This window comes from Pengzhenrongella sicca (assembly GCF_017569225.1).
GTDB classification, from domain to species: domain Bacteria; phylum Actinomycetota; class Actinomycetes; order Actinomycetales; family Cellulomonadaceae; genus Pengzhenrongella; species Pengzhenrongella sicca.
In genome coordinates, this window is sequence record NZ_CP071868.1 from 193,838 (window position 1) to 210,706 (window position 16,869).

Consider the following 16,869-nt stretch of genomic DNA (forward strand, 5'->3'; position numbering starts at 1 on the left):
GCGGCCCTACGCGGTCTGCGCGACCAGGGGTCGCCCGAGGGCGGTCTCGCAGGCCTCGACCAGCCCGCCCGCGAGCTGGTACTTCCCGCGGAAGATCGCGTCGAGCACCTCGAGGTCGAGCAGCACCTGCGGCCGGACCATCCCGCAGCCGAGCAGCGCGCCGAGGGCCGCCCGCTGCGGGCGGGTCATGCCGGTGTGCGGGTGCGAACCGACGGGTCGCAGCCCGTTGCGCTCGAGCCGCTCCGCGGCGGCGGCCAGCGAGTAGCCGAGCTGCCCGCCCGGATTCCAGCGGGGGAACGAGAGGTCGTCGGCGCGGTCCATGAGGCCCCGACGCTAACACCAGCGCCCCCGCTGCCCCCTCGCCGCCACCGAAGCTCGACTAGTGGGCGGAGGTGCGCAACGCCCGCTCGAGGTCGTCGATCAGGTCCAGCGGGTCCTCCAGACCGACCGAGAGCCGCACGGTCGTCTCGGCGATCCCCACCGCCGCCCGCCCGGCCGGGCCGAGCTTGCGGTGGGTGGTCGTGGCCGGGTGCGTGACGAGGCTCTTCGCGTCGCCGAGGTTGTTCGAGATGTCGATCACCTCGAGCGCGTCGAGGAACGCGAACGTGGACTTCTTCGCGACGTCGGCGGGCGTGCCGTCGCCCGCCGCGAGGTTGAACGTCACGACCGTGCCGCCGCCGGACATCTGCGCGCGCGCGAGCGCGTGCTGCGGGTGCGAGGCCAGGAACGGGTACCGCACCACCGCGATCGCGGGCTGCGCCTCGAGCCACTGCGCGAGCTGCAGCGCCGCGGCGGTCTGCGCGCGCACGCGCAGCGACATCGTCTCCAGCCCCTTGAGCAGCACCCAGGCGTTGAACGGGCTGAGCGACGGCCCGGTGTTGCGCAGGAACGTCTGGACCGGGCCGCGGATGTACTCGCGCGTGCCGAGGATCGCGCCGCCGAGCACGCGGCCCTGACCGTCGATGTGCTTGGTCGCCGAGTACACGACGACGTCGGCGCCCTGGGTCAGCGGCTGCTGCAGCACGGGCGTCGCGAACACGTTGTCGAGCACGACGACGGCGCCCGCGGCGTGCGCGAGCCTGCTCACCGCGGCGACGTCGACGAGGTCCTGCATCGGGTTCGACGGCGTCTCGAAGAACACCACCGTGGCGGGCGTGGCGAGCGCCGCCTCCCACTGCTCGGGCACGTGCGCGTCGACGTAGTCGGTCCGCACCCCCCACTTGGCGAAGATCTCGTCGAAGATCACCAGGCTCGAGCCGAAGAGCGCCCGCGCGGCGACGATCCGGTCGCCGGACCGCACGAGCGCCGCGAGCGCGGTGAAGACCGCCGACATCCCGGTCGCCGTGGCGTAGCAGGCCTCGGCCCCCTCGAGCAGCCGCAGGCGCTCCTCGAACGTCGCGACCGTCGGGTTGCCGTACCGCGAGTACACGAACCGGTCGTTCTCGCCCGCGAACGCCGCCTCGGCGTCGGCCGCGTGCTCGTACACGTACCCCTGGGTGAGGAACAGCGCCTCGGAGGTCTCGGCGAAGCCGGTGCGCACGTGGCCGCCGCGCACCGCGAGCGTGTCGGGCCGCAGGCGCGCGACCGGGAGCGAGCCGTCGGTCCACTCGGCCGGGCCGGGGATCGGCGTCGCCGCGGGGTCGCCGGTCACGACTGGCGCCAGGGCAGGCCCGCGGCGCGCCAGCCGGCCGCGCCGCGGTGCCCGGCGGCGTCGAGGTCACCCTCGAAGCCCGCGAGGATGTTGTACGCCGGGCCGAGCCCCGCGGCGGTCGCGGCGCGGGCCGCGGCGACCGACCGGACCCCGGACCGGCACAGGAACACCACCGGGCGGTCGTCGCCCGGCGCGAGCCCGGCGGCCGCGACCTGGTCGGCGAACGCCCGGTTCGCCTCGCCGCCCGGGTAGGTCGTCCACTCGACGAGCGCTGCCGACCGGCCGATCGCGGCGAGGTCGGGCCCGCCGACGAATCGCCACTCCGCCGCCGTGCGCACGTCCACGAGCACCGCTCGCTCGTCGTCCGCGAGCAGGTCCCACGCCTGCTGCGGGGTGAGATCGCCCGCGTACCCGGTCGTCGGGGCACCTGCCGCCGGGGCACCGGTCGTCGTGGTCTGTCCCGTCGCGGGGTCGGGTGCTGCGCTCATGTCGCCTCCATCGGTCCTGGCGGTAGCACCCGCGCCCGCGGCCCGGAGGTCGCGGGGGGTTGCTGCGGCGTCGTCGAGCCAGATCTCTCGGCCGCTCTGGATGGTTTGCCGATGGTACGTCGCCGCCCGCGACCGAGTCCACCCGGCCGCAGCCCGCCGCGGTGTCCACACCGCGGGACGCCTCGTCCGTCCGCTGAGACGGCAACGGCCGCACGTTGACAGGCCCCCGGGCGTAGCCGATCCTCGAACAAGGTCACGAGCACCAGCGTTCAGCCCCGGCTTGCTGGTCGGCAACCCTCCTCCGCGGTGGGGTGCCCCGGGTGACGACCTGGTCCCGGCCGTCCGGTCGGGGCAAGCGCGGGACGCCAGCCGGCGGTCCCACAGATGTACCGGAGGACCGTCATGACCGTCATCACCGATCGCACCGCTCCCGTCCCGAGTCCCCACGCGCCCGTCCCGAGCTCCGATTCGCCGGACGGGCCCGGCGCGCTGCTCGCCGTCGTCGGCGCGAGCACCCAGGTGCCGCTCATCGACGGCACGAGCCGCGCCTACGCGAACCTGGACTGCGCGGCGAGCGCGCCGGCGCTCGAGTCGGTCGCGGCCCGGGTCGCCGAGGTGCTCCCGCTGTACGCGAGCGTGCACCGCGGCGCGGGCTACCTGTCCCAGGTCTCGACCTCGCTGTACGAGTCCTCGCGCGCCACGATCGCCGCGTTCGTCGGGGCGCGCGCCGACGACGTCGCGATCATCACGCGCAACACGACCGACTCCCTGAACCTGCTGGCCGGCTGCGTGCCGGCGGGCGGCCGGGTCCTCGTGCTCGACCTGGAGCACCACGCCAACCTCCTGCCCTGGCAGCGCGACGGTGCGACCGTCCTCGCGGTCGAGGACACGGTGGCCGGCACGCTCGCGGCGATCGCGCGCGAGCTCGCGCGCGTGCCGTACGCGCTGGTCGCGACGACGGGCGCCTCCAACGTCACGGGCGAGGCGCTGCCCGTGGCCGACGTCGTCCGCGTCGCGCACGCGGCCGGCGCCCGCGTCGTGGTCGACGGCGCGCAGCTCGTGCCGCACCGCGGCTTCTCGCTCGCCGGGACCGACGCCGACTACGTCGCGTTCTCCGGGCACAAGACCTACGCGCCGTTCGGCGCAGGCGTGCTGGTCGGGCGCCGCGACTGGCTCGACGACGGCGCGGCGTACCTCGCGGGCGGCGGCGCGGTGCGCGACGTCCGCGCCGACCGGACCCTGTGGACGACGGCGCCCGCGCGGCACGAGGCGGGCTCGCCCAACGTCATCGGCGCGATCGCGCTCGCGGCGGCCTGCGAGGCGCTCGCGGGGCTGCCCGCGGGCGCGCTCGAGGCGCACGAGAGCGCGCTGCGGTCCCGGCTGGTCGACGGCCTCGACGCGATCGACGGCGTCCGGGTGCTCCAGCTCTGGGCGGACTCGGCCGAGCCGATCGGCGTCGTCACGTTCGACGTCGCGGGGCACGACCCGGGGCTCGTCGCCGCCTACCTCGCGGCCGAGCACGGCATCGGGGTCCGGGACGGCCGGTTCTGCGCGCACCCGCTGGTCGCGCGCCTGGGCGTGCCGGCCGGCGCGGTCCGCGCGAGCGTCGGGGTCGGCACCGACGCCGCGACGGTGGATCGGCTGGTCACCGCGGTGCGCGCGTACCTGGTGGCGGGACCGACCGCGACCTACGCCGTCGTCGATGGCTGCTGGACCGTGGCCGACGACCCGCGCCCGCTGCCGCACCTGCACGGCCTCGCGGCGCTGGCCCCGACGGCCGCGGCCTGCGCGCAGCCGTGACGGCTCGGCGCGAGCGGCCGGGCGGGGAACTTCCGGCACTGACGGCAGAATTCGCCCAGCGCGGGACGATCCGATCCGCAAGAATGCACGTCAGCCGCGAGCTCGCGCGCCGTCTCGCCCCAACCGAGGAGAGCCCATGACGCCGGAAAAGCTGTGGTGGTGGTCGGTCCGTCTGCACCGGCGCGGGTTGACGCCGCTCGCGCGCGTGCTCAAGGAGCTCAACTTCCACCTGTTCCACGCGGTCCTGCCGTACGAGTGCGACATCCAGCCCGACGTCACGCTCTGGCACCGGGGCGTGGGCACCGTGATCCACCCCAACACCCGGATCGGGCGGCGGGTCACGATCGCGCACGGGGTCACCATCAGCGCGGGCGCGCGTCAGCTCGGGTCCCCGCTGGCGGTGTTCCTCGGCGACGACGTCCTGGTCGGTGCGGGCGCCCTGATCCTGCCCAAACGCGGGCACGCGCTGCACGTGGGAGCGGGCGCGAAGATCGGGGCGCACGCCGTCGTCGCCTCCGACGTCCCGCCCGGCGGGATCATGCTTCCGCCGACGGCGTCGCTCCGGGTGGCCGCGGCCGACTCAGCCGGTGACCGTCAGGCCTAGGTTGTCCGCCATCGCCGGGGCCAGGTCCAGCAGCTGGCCGCCGGTGATCGTCGCGCCGCGCAGGTGGGCCAGGCCGCGCAGGCCGGCGAACTCGGCGCCGCGCAGGTCGACCCGGTCCAGCGCGGCGCGGGTCACATCCAGCACCGCGAGGCGGCAGCGCTCGAACGAGACCCGGGTCAGCCGCGCGCCCACCAGGTCGAGCTCGCCGATCGTGCAGTCCTCGAGCACGACGTCCTTGAGCGTGGCGTCGCGCAGGTTCAGGTAGTCGATCTTGCCGCCGCTGAAGCGCACGCGGGCGAGGTCCGAGCCGTACGCGGTGACCGCGCCGAGCCGGCAGCGGTCGATCGTCACGTCCCGCCACGCCGAATCGACGGCGCTGAGCGTGTGCGCACGCACCTCCGTCAGCTCGGTGTCGGCGAGCTGAGCGCGGCCGAGCGCGACGTCGTCGAGCACGCAGCCCACGATGCGCGAGCCGAGGAACCGGGCGTTCTCCGCCGTCTGACCGGTGAGGTCGAGGTCGCGCAGCTCGAGGCCGTCGTAGTCGGCCTCGGGCTCGAGCTCGCCCGCGAAGTGCTCGAGCTCAGGCAGGACGGTGGCCCCGACGCGTTTCTTCACCCAGCGAACTGTGCCACGGCCGCCGAGCCCGGGACGCCCGCGGGCAGCACGGCGCCCGTCAGGTGCGTGCGGCCGCTCCGGGGGTTCCAGCCCGCGTAGGCGAACGCCCCGTCGGGCCCGTCGGGCGCGATGCGCACGAGCACCGTGGCGGGCAGCAGCACGGGCGCGCCGAACTCGACCGTCCAGGTGAACGCGTCGGTCCGCGCCGAACCGACGCTCGCGAGCGCGCGGCCAGCGGTGTACATGCCGTGCGCGATCGCGCGCGGGAAGCCGAGCGCCCGGGCCGACAGCGCCGAGAGGTGGATCGGGTTGCAGTCGCCCGAGACGGCCGCGTACCGCCGGCCGACGTCGGCCGCGAGCCGCCACTGTCCGGTGGGCACCGGGCTTGTCGAGGCGTCGGCGGCGGCGGTCGGGCGGGCGGGCCGCGCGGCGCCGGCGCTCGCGCGGGCGGACGGGACGTCGTCGGTCGGCGCCCCGGGCAGGTGCAGGCCCCGGGCCAGGTAGGTCGAGACGCCGCGCCAGGCGTACGCGTCGTCGCCGCGGGCGTGGACCTCGGTCACGAGCTCCACCTGCGTCCCCCGGCGGTGCGGGCGGAGCGCCTGCGCATGCGCCCGCACCTCGAGCTCCTCGCCCAGCGTCACCGGTCGCCGCTGCTCGATCCGGTTCGCGACGTGCACGAGGCCCGCGAGCGGCAGCGGGAAGTCGGCCCGCACCATCAGCGCGGTCGCGAGACCGAACGTGAGCACGTGCACGAAGCCGGCGGGCAGCTCGTCCGACGCGCGCTCGCCGAGCAGGTGCTGGTAGGCGGTCAGGCGTCCGGCGTCCGCCCGCACGCCGGCCGCCACGAGGCTGACCGAAGCCAGCTCCCCGACGGGCCGCCCCATCCGTCGCCCGAGCGCAAGCCGCACGGACCGTCCCGCCCCCCGCAGATAAAGCCCCCCCATCCCCCCTATCGCCCCCACCCCGCCGCCCCGGCCCGCCACCACCGCGTTTTCAGAGGAATCGGTGCGCGCGGCGCTCACTTTCCCCTGAAAACCGGGAAGGGGGTGGGAGGGGTGGGAGGGGGAGTCGGGGGAGTCGGGGGCGGGGGTCATGCGCCGACCAGGTTCTGGCCGCAGACGCGCAGGACCTGGCCAACGATCCCGCCCGACTGGGGGGCGGCCAGGAACGCGACCGTCTCGGCGACGTCCTCCGGGCGGCCGCCCTGCAGGAGCGAGTTCGCCCGCCGGGCGATCTCGCGCTGCGCGAACGGCATCCGCGCCGTCATCTCGGTCTCGATGAACCCGGGCGCGACCGCGTTGGCGGTGCCGCCGAACGCCGTGAGCAGCGGCGCGGTCGCCCGCACCATCCCGATGACGCCGCCCTTGGACGCCGCGTAGTTCGTCTGCCCGCGGTTGCCAGCGATGCCGCTCGTCGAGGCGAGCGAGACGATCCGCGGCGCGCGCGTGAACTCGCCCGACGTGAGCAGCTCGGTGTTGATGCGCAGCTGCGCCGCGACGTTCACGGCGAGCACCGCGTCCCAGCGCTCCGGCTTCATGTTCACGAGCAGCTTGTCCCGCAGGATGCCCGCGTTGTGGATGACGATGTCGAGGCCGCCGTGCCGCGCGAGCGCGTGCTCGAGGATCCGCCGGCCGGCGTCGGGCGCAGTGACGTCGAGCTGCAGCGCCGTGCCTCGGGCCCGGTTCGCGACGGCCGCGAGCGCCTCGCCGGCCGCCGGCACGTCGACGGCGACGACGGTCGCGCCGTCCCGTGCGAGCGTCGCGGCGATCGCCGCCCCGATCCCGCGTGCGGCGCCGGTCACGACGGCGACCCGGCCCGCGAGCGGCACGTCCCAGTCCGCGGGCGGCGCGCCCGCGTCGGCGTCGACCGCGAGCAGCTGCCCGGACACGAACGCCGACCGGGTCGACAGGAAGAACCGCAGCGCGCCCAGCGCGGACGGCGCGTCGGCCCCGACGCCGTCGGCGAGCACGATCCCGTTGCCGGTCGCGCCGCCGCGCAGCTCCTTGGCGAGCGAGCGCAGCAGCCCGTCGACGCCCTGCCGCGCGGCCGCGACGGCGGGTGCGACCTCGGCGGTCGACGCCCGTGACACGGTGACGACCCGGCCGCCGCGCGCGAGCGAGCGCAGGGTCGCGCCCGCCGCGAGGACGGGATCGGAGAGCTCGCCCGGGTGGGTCAGGCCCGTGAGCACGACGACGACGGCGGCGTAGCTCGTGCCGGGCGTCGGGTGCCGGCGCACGTCGACGTCCCAGCCGACGAGCGCCTGCGCGACGGCGTCGGCGTCGGCGGCGCTGGCCGGGCCCGAGACCACCAGTGCGGGTCCGGCCAGCAGCGGCTGGCCCGGCCGGAACCGCGCGAGCGGCGCCGGCCGCGGCAGGCCGATCCGCCGGGCGAGGCCCTTGGTCAGCGGTGAGGTGACGAGGGTCAGGTACGGATCGGTCACGCCGCCTCCAGGATCGCGGTGACGCCCATGCCGCCCGCGGCGCACACGGACAGGAGGGCACGGACGGGGCGGTCGGCGTCGGGCGTGCCTGCGCGGGCGGCCTTGCGCTCGGCCAGGATCTTCGCGGCCGTCGCCACGATGCGCCCGCCCGTGGCGGCGAACGGGTGGCCGGCCGCGAGCGACGAGCCGGTCACGTTGAGCCGGTCCGGGTCGACCGACCCGAACGCGCCGTCGAGCCCGAGGCGCTCGCGGCCGAAGTCCGCGTCCGCCCACGCCGCGAGCGTCGCGAGCACGGTCGAGGCGAACGCCTCGTGGATCTCCACGATGTCGAAGTCCGCGAGGGTCAGGCCGTTGCGTTCGAGCAGCCGGGGGACGGCGAACACCGGCGCCATGAGCAGGCCGTCGCCGCCGTGCACGAAGTCGACGGCGCCCGACTCGGCGTCGACGACGACCGCCAGGGCCGGCAGGCCGCGGGCGGCGGCCCAGTCGTCGGACGCGAGGAGCACCGCGGCTGCGCCGTCGGTCAGGGGCGTCGAGTTGCCCGCCGTCATCGTGGCCGGCTCCGCGAGGTCGCGGCCGAAGGCTGGCGGGAGCGCGGCGAGCTTGGCGAGGGAGGTGTCGGGGCGCAGGTTCTGGTCGCGGGTCAGGCCCCGGAACCCGGTCACGAGGTCGTCGAAGAAGCCTGCGTCGTAGGCGGCGGCGAGCCGGGTGTGGCTCGCGAGGGCGAGCTCGTCCTGCGCGGCGCGCGTGATGCCCCACTGGGCCGTCGTCAGCGCCTGGTGCTCGCCCATCGAGAGCCCGGTCCGGGGCTCGTCGATGCGCGGTGCGGCCGGCGCCAGGTCTCGCGGGCGTAGCCCCGCGATCGCGGCGAGCTTCTGGCGCGGCGTCTTCGCGCGCGCGAGCGCCAGCAGCGCGTGCCGCAGACCGTCGCTCACCGCGATCGGCGCGTCGGAAGCGCTGTCGACGCCCGCCGCGATGCCCGACTCGAGCTGGCCGAGGCGGATCTTGTTCGCGAGGCCGACGACGGCCTCGAGGCCGGTCGCGCACGCCTGCTGGAGGTCGTACGCGGGGGTCTGCGGCGACAGGGCCGACCCGAGCACGCACTCGCGGGTCAGGTTGAAGTCGCGGGAGTGCTTGAGGACGGCGCCCGCGGCGACCTCGCCGATGCGCTCGCCCTGCAGCCCGAACCGGGCGACGAGGCCGTCGAGCGCGGCCGTGAGCAGGTCCTGGTTGCTCGCGCCGGCGTACGGCCCGCCCGCGCGGGCGAAGGGCAGGCGGTTGCCCCCGACGACGACGGCGCGGCGGGGCAGAGCCGTGCCCGTCGCGCCCTCGGGGGCGGCGGGCTGGGCGGTGGCGTTCGTGGGTGCTGCCATGGCAGGTCCTCTCGCGTCGTCGTTGAGCGGGCCGGAGCCGGGACCTCAGGCCCAGGCGGCGGGATCACCCGATGGTATGTGTCCGAGACCGACAGTACCTGATACCGTCGGTCTTGTGAGAGAAGTCACATCGGGCCCGTCGGCGTCGACGGCCGTGCCGCTTCCCGGGCCGGCCCTGCCCCGAGACACCCTCGCGTCCGGCCCGCGGGCGGACGAGCCCGGCCACCAGCTCGACGGCCGGTCGACCCGGTGGGCCGACCATCGCGAGGCGCGGCGAGCCGAGCTGGTCCGGATCGCCCGGAAGGTCGTGCACACGCACGGGCCCGACGTCTCGATGGACGAGATCGCGGCGGCCGCGTGCACCTCGAAGTCGATCGTGTACCGCTACTTCAGCGACAAGACCGGGCTGCAGATCGCCGTCGCCGAGGCGGTCGTGCTGCAGATCCAGGGCGCCCTCGAGGGGGCGTTGCGCGCCTCGCCGACGCCGCGCGACGGCCTGCGCGCGATGGTCAGCGTCTACCTCGAGATGATCGAGTCCTCGCCCAACGTGTACTTCTTCGTCACGCGCGAGGGGTCGCTCGAATCGGGCTCGCCGCTGGGCCACTTCCTCGACTCGGTCACCGGCCTCGTCGCGGCCCCGTTCGCCCGAGCCCTGATCGACGCTGGCTCGCCTGCCGACGGCGAGAGCCGGGTCATGGCGCAGATGTGGGCCGCGGGCGCGGTCGGCTTCGTGCGCGGCGCGGGCGAGAACTGGCTGCGCCGGCGCGACGATCCCGACGCGCTCGACCGCAGCGCCCTGACGATGCAGGTCGCGGCCTGGCTGTGGGCTGGCCCCATCGGCGTGCTCACGCGGGCCCGCGCCACCGAGACCGAGACCGAGACCGAGACCACCTTCCCGACCGACCCGCCCGCGACACCACTCGTACAGGAGCCCCGATGAGTTCCATGCCCGAACGCGCCGATCGCACCGCCGTCGACCCGAAGGCGCCGGACGCGACCGCCGTCGTCGACGTCGCGAAGCTGGAGGACCTGCTGCTCGGCCGCTGGGCCGACCTGCGACGCAGCGCGCGCGCCCTCGCGGGCGACCCGCGCTTCACCAAGACCGAGGGCCTGAGCATGGCGGACCACCGGGCCCGCGTGCTCACCCAGATCAAGACCCTCGCCGCCGGCGGCGACGTGCTGCGCGCCTTCCCGGCCGAGTTCGGCGGCTCCGACGATCACGGCGGGAGCCTTGCCCGGTTCGAGGAACTCGTCGCGGCGGACCCATCGCTGCAGATCAAGGCGGGGGTCCAGTGGGGGCTGTTCGCGTCGGCGATCCTGCACCTGGGCACCGCCGAGCACCACCGCCGGCTCCTGCCCGGCGCGATGTCCGTCGCGGTCCCGGGCGTGTTCGCCATGACCGAGACGGGGCACGGCTCCGACGTCGCGAGCATCGGCACGACCGCCGTCTACGACCCGGCGACCCAGGAGTTCGACCTGCACACGCCGTTCCGCGCCGCGTGGAAGGACTACCTGGGCAACGCGGGGGAGCACGGCACCGCCGCCGTCGTCTTCGCGCAGCTCGTCACCCGCGGGGTCAACCACGGGGTGCACGCGTTCTACGTCCCGCTGCGCGACGGCGAGACCATGGCGTTCCTGCCGGGCATCGACGGCGAGGACGACGGGCTCAAGGGCGGGCTGAACGGCATCGACAACGGGCGGCTGCGCTTCGACCACGTGCGCGTCGCGCGCGCGAATCTACTCAACCGCTACGGGGACGTCGCGGCCGACGGCACCTACAGCTCGCCGATCGCGAGCCCCGGCCGCCGGTTCTTCACGATGCTCAGCACGCTCGTGCAGGGCCGGGTCTCGCTCAACGGCGCGGCCGTGAACGTGAGCAAGCTCGCCCTGGTCATCGCCGTCACGTACGGCAACGAGCGCCGCCAATTCGCGGGCGGCTCGGACACCGACGAGGTCGTCCTGCTCGACTACGCCGAGCACCAGCGGCGGCTGCTCCCGCTGCTCGCCGCGACCTACGCCGCGAGCTTTGCGCACGAGCGGCTGCTCGAGACGTTCGACGGCGTCTTCTCGGGGCGCGACGGCTCGGACGAGGACCGTGAGGACCTCGAGACCCTGGCCGCGGCGCTCAAGCCGACCTCGACGTGGCACGCCCTCACGACGCTGCAGACGGCGCGGGAGGCGTGCGGCGGGGCCGGCTTCCTGACCGAGAATCGGCTCGTGTCCCTGCGCGCCGACCTCGACGTGTTCGTCACCTTCGAGGGGGACAACACCGTGCTCCTGCAGCTCGTCGCCAAGCGCCTGCTCGCGGACTTCGGGCGCGAGTTCTCCGGGATCGACGCGGGCGGGGTGGCCCGGTACATGGCCAACCGCGCCGCCGACGCCGCGCTGCACCGGACCCCGCTGCTACGGGCGGTCCAGGCGCTCTCCGACGGCGGCAACGTGCGGCGATCGGCCGGTCAGCTGCGCGACGCGCAGACCCAGCGCGAGCTGCTCACCGACCGCGTGGACACGATGGTCGCGCTGGTCGCGGGCGCGTTGCGGCCCGCGACCAAGGCCTCGCGCGCCGATGCCGCGGCGCTGTTCAACGCGCACCAGCACGAGTTGATCGAGGCGGCCCGGGCGCACGCCGACCTCGTCCAGTGGGAGGCGTTCACGGCGGGCCTGGCCCGCGTCGACGACGCCGGGACGCGGCAGGTGCTCACGTGGGTGCGGGACCTGTTCGGGCTCAGCGTCATCGAGCGGAACCTCGCCTGGTACCTGATCAACGGGCGGCTGTCGGCCGGGCGCGCGCGGACCGTGACGTCGTACATCGACCGGCTGCTGGGCCGCCTACGCCCGCACGCGCAGGACCTCGTCGACGCGTTCGGGTACGGGCCCGAGCACGTCCGGGCCACGATCACCACCGGCGCCGAGCGCGAGCGCCAGGACGAGGCGCGCGCCCACTACCGGGCCGAGCGCGCGTCCGGGGATGCGCCGGTTCCGGAGAAGTCGCTGCCGCGGGCGCGGCCCGCCCTGGCTCAGCCCTCCCCGGGCGCGCGCCCGGTCGGGACCGAGAACCTCACCGCGGCGAGCTGAGCGGCGGGCCGCCGGCGCCCCCACGCGGGCGTCGGCGGACCGGCTCAGGCGTCGGCGTCGGCGCGGGGCAGCAGGCGATCCAGGGCCGCGAACTGCGCCTGGGCTCGCGACGCCACACCCGTCAGGTCGCCGTGGCCCCACTGGCCCACGTCCGCGCCGACGCGCCGGCCCTGCACGATCGACGCCAGCGAGACCCGCGGGCCTTCGTACCCCACCAGGTCGAGCGTCGCCGCGGTCTTGTCGCTGTAGAGGATGGGCAGCACCGGCTTGCCGGCGGCGAGCGCGATCACCGTCGCGTGGAAGCGTGTGCCGACCACCGCGTCCGCCGCCCTCAGGACGGCGAGCGCCTCGTCGAGATCGCCTCGGTACCGGTAGGAGTCCACGCTGCCCTCAGGGATGCTGCCCCGCAGGCGGTCCTGGATCCGGTCGATCACCGCCTCGTCCCCCTGGAACCGGCAGAACGAGATGAACCGGACCCGCTGCCCGGTGAGGATGACCTCCCGCGCGAGGTCCACCAGGTAGGTCTCGTACGCCGATCCCGCCGCCGCGCCATGCGTGCCCGCGAAGTCCATGACCGACACGACAACGCCGCCGCCGGACGTCGCTGTGCCGTCCGACGTCGCTGTGCCGCCCGATGTTGCTGTGCCGCCCGACGGCCCAGCGTCGCCCGACCCCTCGGTGCCGGCGAGCCCCGCCGCGGCGCCGAACACGATGTCCGGCTCCACCCGGATCCCCGGCACGTCGGGAAAGGCGGCCCTCGACGCCTCGTCCCGGAAGCACACGTCGCGCGCGTCGCGCAGGATCGACCCGATCAGGTGCGGGTACTCCGCGCTGAGGTAGGGACCGAAGTTGGCGCCCAGGATCACGTACGGAACCGTGAGCGAGCGGTAGAAGGCGCGCTCCGCGCGCCAGTAGCCCAACGATCCCGGGTGCTCGATGAAGATGGACCCGCCGATGTGGACGAGAAGATCGGCGCCGGTCGGGACGCTCACCCCCGCCCGGGCCGGGGCGGGCCGGCCGACTCGAGCGCGGACCCGCTCGAGCACCGTCGGACGCGGTGCGCGCTGCACGATGCGCGGGTGCTGGTCGAACGTCTGATTGTGCTCGCGCGTCTCGATCAGGAAGCGCGCGTCATACCGGTCCGCGAGCATCCGCACGAACAGGTCGTCCCCGAGGTTGTTGCGTGCATAGAACCTGACCACAACCCGCTTCATCACAGCCTCCTCGACCATCGTCCCGAACGCACCGCTGGCTTCACCGCGCGCGCCTACCGCCGGCGGATTCCCTTGAGCTGCGTGAACAGCAGCACCACGCTGCCTCGGTCGCCGATCGTGATGAGGCCGGCGTAGAGGACGACCCCGGCGGGCAGCAGGACGGCCACGTGCACGAGGTCCGACTGCCCCGTCAGCAGCTGCGCCAGGCCCGTGACGCCGGCGACCGCGAGGAGCCCGGCCAGGATCGGCTTCCACACGATCCCCAGCGTGGTCACGGGGTTGATCCGCGCCGTCGTCCACAACAGCCAGAACCAGATCGGGGTCGAGACGAACAGCGCCACGAGGACGGCCGCGAGCGCGAACCAGCGCAGGTCGCCGAGGAATCCGCCCACGACGAACCCGGCGACGGTGAGCGTCCCGGTGATGGCCCGGACGGCCAGCACCTTCACCGGACGACCCATCGCCGTGATGATCGCCGCGTCGTAGTAGCGCAGCGCCTGGACGACCCCGAGGATCGCCAGGATCTGCATGACCGGCACGGACTCCTGCCACTGGTTGCCGAACAGCAGCGGGATGAGCCACGGGCCCGTCGCCGCCACGAGGGCGAAGACCGGCACGGCGGCCGTCGCCGTCAGCCGCACGGTCTGGTAGTAGGCCGACTGCAGGCGCGCGACCTCCCCGTTCATGCGCGAGAAGACGGGGAACATCACCTGGTTGATGCTGGAGGCGAACACCTCGACCATGATCCGGAAGATCCTGAAGGCGATGGTGTAGATGCCGAGGGCCGCGGCCCCCATCGTGCGCCCGATGATCAGGTCGTCGGCCCGGGACACGAAGGTCTCCAGGGTGCGGGCCCCCGCCACGGCCGAGCCGAATCGCATGAGGTTCGTGAACTGCGGCCAGCTGAAGTGCAGCCCCGGCGGCTTCCGGCTGGAGGCCCAGAGCAGGACGGTGCCGAGGAAGTTGTCGGTGAGCGTCCGGGCGATGAGGGAGAAGACCCCGAACCCGAGCAGGGCCATGGTCACGCCCACGATGCCGCCGCCGAGGGCGCCGAGGGTCCCGCGGATCGCGATCGGCCGGAACTCGAGCGACCGCTGGAGATCGGTCATCGGGACCACGGACAGGCTCGCCAGGACGAGCGACGCGGAGAGCAGGGCGATGACCGGCGCGGCGTCGGCGTTGCCCAGGAAGGCCGCGATCTGGCCAGACGTGGCCAGTACCAGGCCCGCCAGCAGGACGCCGATCGCCAGCGCCCCCCAGAAGAGGGAGTCACGCTGCAGGGAGGTGAACTCCTTGCTCTGTACGGCGGCCTGCCCGAGCCCGAGGTCGCGCGCGACATCGACGAAGGCCAGGATCGAGCTCGCGAGTGCCGCGAGGCCGAAGGCCGCAGGTTCGAGGGTGCGCGCGAGGATCATCAGCACGGCCAGATCGGTGATCCGAGCGACCAGGCGGCTCGCCGTCGTCCACGCCACGCCCCGGCCGGCGGACCCGGCCAGCGTCGCCGCCATCAGCGGTCCCGCCCCGCGCCGACGCGCCGCAGCGCCGGCGTGCGCATCGTCAGGTAGCGCTCGCCCACGCGCAGCGCGGCGACGACGACGGACGCGCTGCCGGGGCGGCGGCCGCGCAGCGCGAGGGCCAGGGCGAGGGTCAGCCGCAGCGCGGCCCCGACCGCCCGCTGGTTGAGCATGCGCAGGAGGACGAAGCGGTAGTACCAGACGAGGTACCTCGCCGCGAAGTCCGCCCGGGCGCCCGCAGCCTCGCCGAGGAACGCGCCGGGCGACGTGAGCAGCGGCGGCGCGGGGTAGGCCGATCCTCGTCCGGCGCTGAGCGAGCTGGCGTCCGTGTGGAACCGCACCAGCGCTCGGTCGACGAAGGCGAGCTCGTCCGAGAGCGCGACCCGGGCCCACAGGAAGGAGTCCTCACCGAAGGTGCAGTGGTGCTCGTAGTAGCCGCCACGCCGATCGAACTCGCTCCGCCGGATCACCGTGGCGCTGCTGTGCAGCGCGTCAACGACCCGCTTGAAGGTCGGCCCGTCGACCGATCCGTCCCAGCGCCAGCGGCCCCGAACCGACGACGGGCTCGGGATCGCCGTGCCGACGCCCGCTTCGATCCGGACCCACCCGCTCGCGGCCGCGGCCGCGAGCGGCTGAGCCTCGAGGGCACCGACGAGCGCCGCCAAGAACTCGGGCTCCCACTCGTCGTCGGCGTCGAGGAAGGCGACGAGCTCCTCCGCGGCGCCCGCGACCCCGCGATTGCGCGCGGCGCCCGGTCCCTGATTCTCCTGGCAGATCAGCTCGACCCGCTCGTCCGCCAGGAACGGCCGCACGCGATCGCGCGAGTCGTCGAGCGACCCGTCGTCCACGACCACGAGCCGCCACGAGCCGTACGTCTGGCGCTGGACCGAGCTGAGGGCTCGCTCGAGCACGGCGCTCTTGTTGTACACCGGCACCACGATCACGACGCGCGCCTGCGTCGCCGTCACCGGGCGTCCACCAGGCGGCGGGGGGCCAGCAGGCGGTGGGTCCGGTCGGCGCGCAGCCGGGTACTCGCCTGCCGCACCGTGACCCCGAGGCCCGCCCAGGTCCGCCGCTCGAGGTTCGGCGGAGCGGGTCGTTCCTGCGTGAGGCACGCCTCGATGGTCGGCAGCACGCCGGTGTCGAAGAGGAAGACCCACCCGTCGCCCACCTCGTCGCGCAGCTCGCGAAACACCGGCGTGTCGGGCAGGACGACGGGTCGGTCCAGGCTCAGCGCGAGGAGCGCGGCACCGGAGTTCGTCACCTGCAGGTAGTTCAGGATCACCACGTCGCACGCGCGGATGTGCTCCTGCAACGCCTCGTCGCCCAGTCGGGCGTCCAGCCACGTCGCGTTGCCGGCGCCGGCGACGGCGGCGCGCAGGACCCTGGCGTAGTCGTCGTCGCGCCCGGCCCCGATCAGCGTCAACGAGCAGTCGGTCGAGCTGGCGGCGAACGTCTCGACCAGCTCAAGGAAACCCCGGTACGGGCGCACCTCTCCGAACGACAGCACCTCCGCGCGCTCGGGCGGCGGCGCGCTCGGCCCGTGGACGGGGTAGGCCGGGTGCGTGATCACGCGCGTGACGCACCCCGGGCCGAAGCGGGCCCGCACGTCGTTGCCGGACGCCTGCGACATGACCCAGAACTCGTCCACGAGCCGTTGGAACAGTCGGATCCCCGCGCGGCCGACCACGTCCCCACGCTGGTCGTGCGGCTCGAGGTTGTGCACCGTCCAGGCAACCCGAGTGCCCCGCGCCTTGGCGACGAGGAGGGCGGCGAGCCGGCTGGCCATCACGACGGCCCGCCGTGGTGACCGGCCGACTCGGCCGAAGACGGGCTCCGGCCAGTGCACGTGCACGACGTCGGGGCGGGACACGAGGAGGCCGATCGAGCTCCACGCCCTGGCGTCCACGCCCGCACGACGCACGGCGTCGAACCACATGCTCGGGAACGGATTCGCGCCCGGATCGCTCGTGGCGGCGCTCGTCATGAGCGTGATCCGATCGCCAGGCGCCCCTGGGGCGCTCCCGCGCGGCCGACTCGGCACGCCTGCTACATCCACGCATTCCCCCGGTGCCTCGGTGAGCTCGAGAGGCAT

Annotated in this window: 15 protein-coding genes and 2 riboswitches; of the genes, 4 read left to right on the forward strand and 11 right to left on the reverse strand. The window is 74.6% G+C overall.

Annotation, left to right across the window (positions count from 1 at the left end):
* Positions 1–6: 6 nt before the first annotated feature.
* Genes J4E96_RS00820 through J4E96_RS00830 form a run of 3 tightly spaced genes read right to left on the reverse strand, consistent with a single transcriptional unit; the run spans position 7 to position 2,139 of the window.
* Positions 7–321 (reverse strand): hypothetical protein, encoded by a 315-nt coding sequence (locus J4E96_RS00820; RefSeq protein ID WP_227423930.1) that lies wholly within the window; start codon positions 319–321, stop codon positions 7–9.
* A gap of 58 nt (positions 322–379) precedes the next feature.
* Positions 380–1,651 carry an O-succinylhomoserine sulfhydrylase gene (locus J4E96_RS00825; protein ID WP_406620170.1) on the reverse strand — a complete coding sequence of 424 codons (1,272 nt, stop codon included), beginning with the start codon at positions 1,649–1,651 and terminating at the stop codon, positions 380–382.
* Complete coding sequence (locus tag J4E96_RS00830) at positions 1,648–2,139, reverse strand: rhodanese-like domain-containing protein (protein ID WP_227423931.1); 492 nt, start codon at positions 2,137–2,139, stop codon at positions 1,648–1,650. The genes J4E96_RS00825 and J4E96_RS00830 overlap by 4 nt, the downstream gene beginning before the upstream one ends.
* A gap of 4 nt (positions 2,140–2,143) precedes the next feature.
* Positions 2,144–2,246: riboswitch (SAM riboswitch) on the reverse strand.
* 144 nt (positions 2,247–2,390) lie between these two features.
* A riboswitch (SAM riboswitch) is annotated at positions 2,391–2,503 on the forward strand.
* Positions 2,504–2,541: 38 nt separating this feature from the next.
* Here J4E96_RS00830 and J4E96_RS00835 point away from each other — a divergent pair.
* On the forward strand, positions 2,542–3,939 hold the full coding sequence (locus J4E96_RS00835) for an aminotransferase class V-fold PLP-dependent enzyme (protein ID WP_227423932.1): 1,398 nt from the start codon (positions 2,542–2,544) through the stop codon (positions 3,937–3,939).
* Between the two features lie 136 nt (positions 3,940–4,075).
* Positions 4,076–4,543 carry an LbetaH domain-containing protein gene (locus tag J4E96_RS00840; RefSeq protein WP_227423933.1) on the forward strand — a complete coding sequence of 156 codons (468 nt, stop codon included), beginning with the start codon at positions 4,076–4,078 and terminating at the stop codon, positions 4,541–4,543.
* Here J4E96_RS00840 and J4E96_RS00845 read toward each other — a convergent pair.
* From J4E96_RS00845 to J4E96_RS00860, 4 genes are all read right to left on the reverse strand, one after another.
* Positions 4,520–5,158, reverse strand: coding sequence for a pentapeptide repeat-containing protein (locus J4E96_RS00845; protein WP_227423934.1), 639 nt, complete (start codon positions 5,156–5,158; stop codon positions 4,520–4,522). The two genes, J4E96_RS00840 and J4E96_RS00845, sit on opposite strands and share 24 nt — an antisense overlap.
* Complete coding sequence (locus J4E96_RS00850) at positions 5,155–6,042, reverse strand: MaoC/PaaZ C-terminal domain-containing protein (protein WP_227423935.1); 888 nt, start codon at positions 6,040–6,042, stop codon at positions 5,155–5,157. The genes J4E96_RS00845 and J4E96_RS00850 overlap by 4 nt, the downstream gene beginning before the upstream one ends.
* Positions 6,043–6,248: 206 nt before the next feature.
* Entirely contained in the window at positions 6,249–7,598 is a 1,350-nt protein-coding gene (locus tag J4E96_RS00855; RefSeq protein WP_227423936.1) for a 3-oxoacyl-ACP reductase, read from the reverse strand.
* Complete coding sequence (locus J4E96_RS00860; protein WP_227423937.1) at positions 7,595–8,971, reverse strand: acetyl-CoA C-acetyltransferase; 1,377 nt, start codon at positions 8,969–8,971, stop codon at positions 7,595–7,597. The genes J4E96_RS00855 and J4E96_RS00860 overlap by 4 nt, the downstream gene beginning before the upstream one ends.
* A gap of 175 nt (positions 8,972–9,146) precedes the next feature.
* Here J4E96_RS00860 and J4E96_RS00865 point away from each other — a divergent pair, with 175 nt between their 5' ends.
* Positions 9,147–9,911, forward strand: coding sequence for a TetR/AcrR family transcriptional regulator (locus tag J4E96_RS00865; protein WP_227425610.1), 765 nt, complete (start codon positions 9,147–9,149; stop codon positions 9,909–9,911).
* A 5-nt stretch (positions 9,912–9,916) separates the two neighbouring features.
* Complete coding sequence (locus tag J4E96_RS00870) at positions 9,917–12,046, forward strand: acyl-CoA dehydrogenase family protein (RefSeq protein WP_227425611.1); 2,130 nt, start codon at positions 9,917–9,919, stop codon at positions 12,044–12,046.
* 44 nt (positions 12,047–12,090) lie between these two features.
* Here the strand turns inward: J4E96_RS00870 and J4E96_RS00875 are convergent, their stop codons facing one another.
* The 4 genes from J4E96_RS00875 to J4E96_RS00890 are packed head-to-tail and all read right to left on the reverse strand — an operon-like array spanning position 12,091 to position 16,761.
* Positions 12,091–13,260, reverse strand: coding sequence for a polysaccharide pyruvyl transferase family protein (locus J4E96_RS00875; RefSeq protein WP_227423938.1), 1,170 nt, complete (start codon positions 13,258–13,260; stop codon positions 12,091–12,093).
* Positions 13,261–13,313: 53 nt separating this feature from the next.
* Positions 13,314–14,768, reverse strand: a complete 1,455-nt coding sequence (locus J4E96_RS00880) for a lipopolysaccharide biosynthesis protein (RefSeq protein ID WP_227423939.1) — start codon at positions 14,766–14,768, stop codon at positions 13,314–13,316.
* Positions 14,768–15,742: a glycosyltransferase family A protein gene (locus J4E96_RS00885; RefSeq protein ID WP_227423940.1), complete on the reverse strand. Its 975-nt coding sequence runs from the start codon at positions 15,740–15,742 to the stop codon at positions 14,768–14,770. The genes J4E96_RS00880 and J4E96_RS00885 overlap by 1 nt, the downstream gene beginning before the upstream one ends.
* Positions 15,739–16,761 carry a glycosyltransferase gene (locus tag J4E96_RS00890; protein ID WP_227423941.1) on the reverse strand — a complete coding sequence of 341 codons (1,023 nt, stop codon included), beginning with the start codon at positions 16,759–16,761 and terminating at the stop codon, positions 15,739–15,741. Before J4E96_RS00890 ends, J4E96_RS00885 begins: the two co-directional genes overlap by 4 nt.
* Positions 16,762–16,869: the final 108 nt, after the last annotated feature.

Coding starts and splice junctions, on each gene's coding strand:
- J4E96_RS00820 (WP_227423930.1), bottom strand. CDS start 321: ATGGACCGCGCCGACGACCTCTCGTTCCCCCGCTGGAATCCGGGCGGG.
- J4E96_RS00830 (WP_227423931.1), bottom strand. CDS start 2,139: ATGAGCGCAGCACCCGACCCCGCGACGGGACAGACCACGACGACCGGT.
- J4E96_RS00835 (WP_227423932.1), top strand. CDS start 2,542: ATGACCGTCATCACCGATCGCACCGCTCCCGTCCCGAGTCCCCACGCG.
- J4E96_RS00840 (WP_227423933.1), top strand. CDS start 4,076: ATGACGCCGGAAAAGCTGTGGTGGTGGTCGGTCCGTCTGCACCGGCGC.
- J4E96_RS00850 (WP_227423935.1), bottom strand. CDS start 6,042: ATGGGGCGGCCCGTCGGGGAGCTGGCTTCGGTCAGCCTCGTGGCGGCC.
- J4E96_RS00860 (WP_227423937.1), bottom strand. CDS start 8,971: ATGGCAGCACCCACGAACGCCACCGCCCAGCCCGCCGCCCCCGAGGGC.
- J4E96_RS00870 (WP_227425611.1), top strand. CDS start 9,917: ATGCCCGAACGCGCCGATCGCACCGCCGTCGACCCGAAGGCGCCGGAC.
- J4E96_RS00875 (WP_227423938.1), bottom strand. CDS start 13,260: ATGAAGCGGGTTGTGGTCAGGTTCTATGCACGCAACAACCTCGGGGAC.
- J4E96_RS00880 (WP_227423939.1), bottom strand. CDS start 14,768: ATGGCGGCGACGCTGGCCGGGTCCGCCGGCCGGGGCGTGGCGTGGACG.
- J4E96_RS00890 (WP_227423941.1), bottom strand. CDS start 16,761: ATGACGAGCGCCGCCACGAGCGATCCGGGCGCGAATCCGTTCCCGAGC.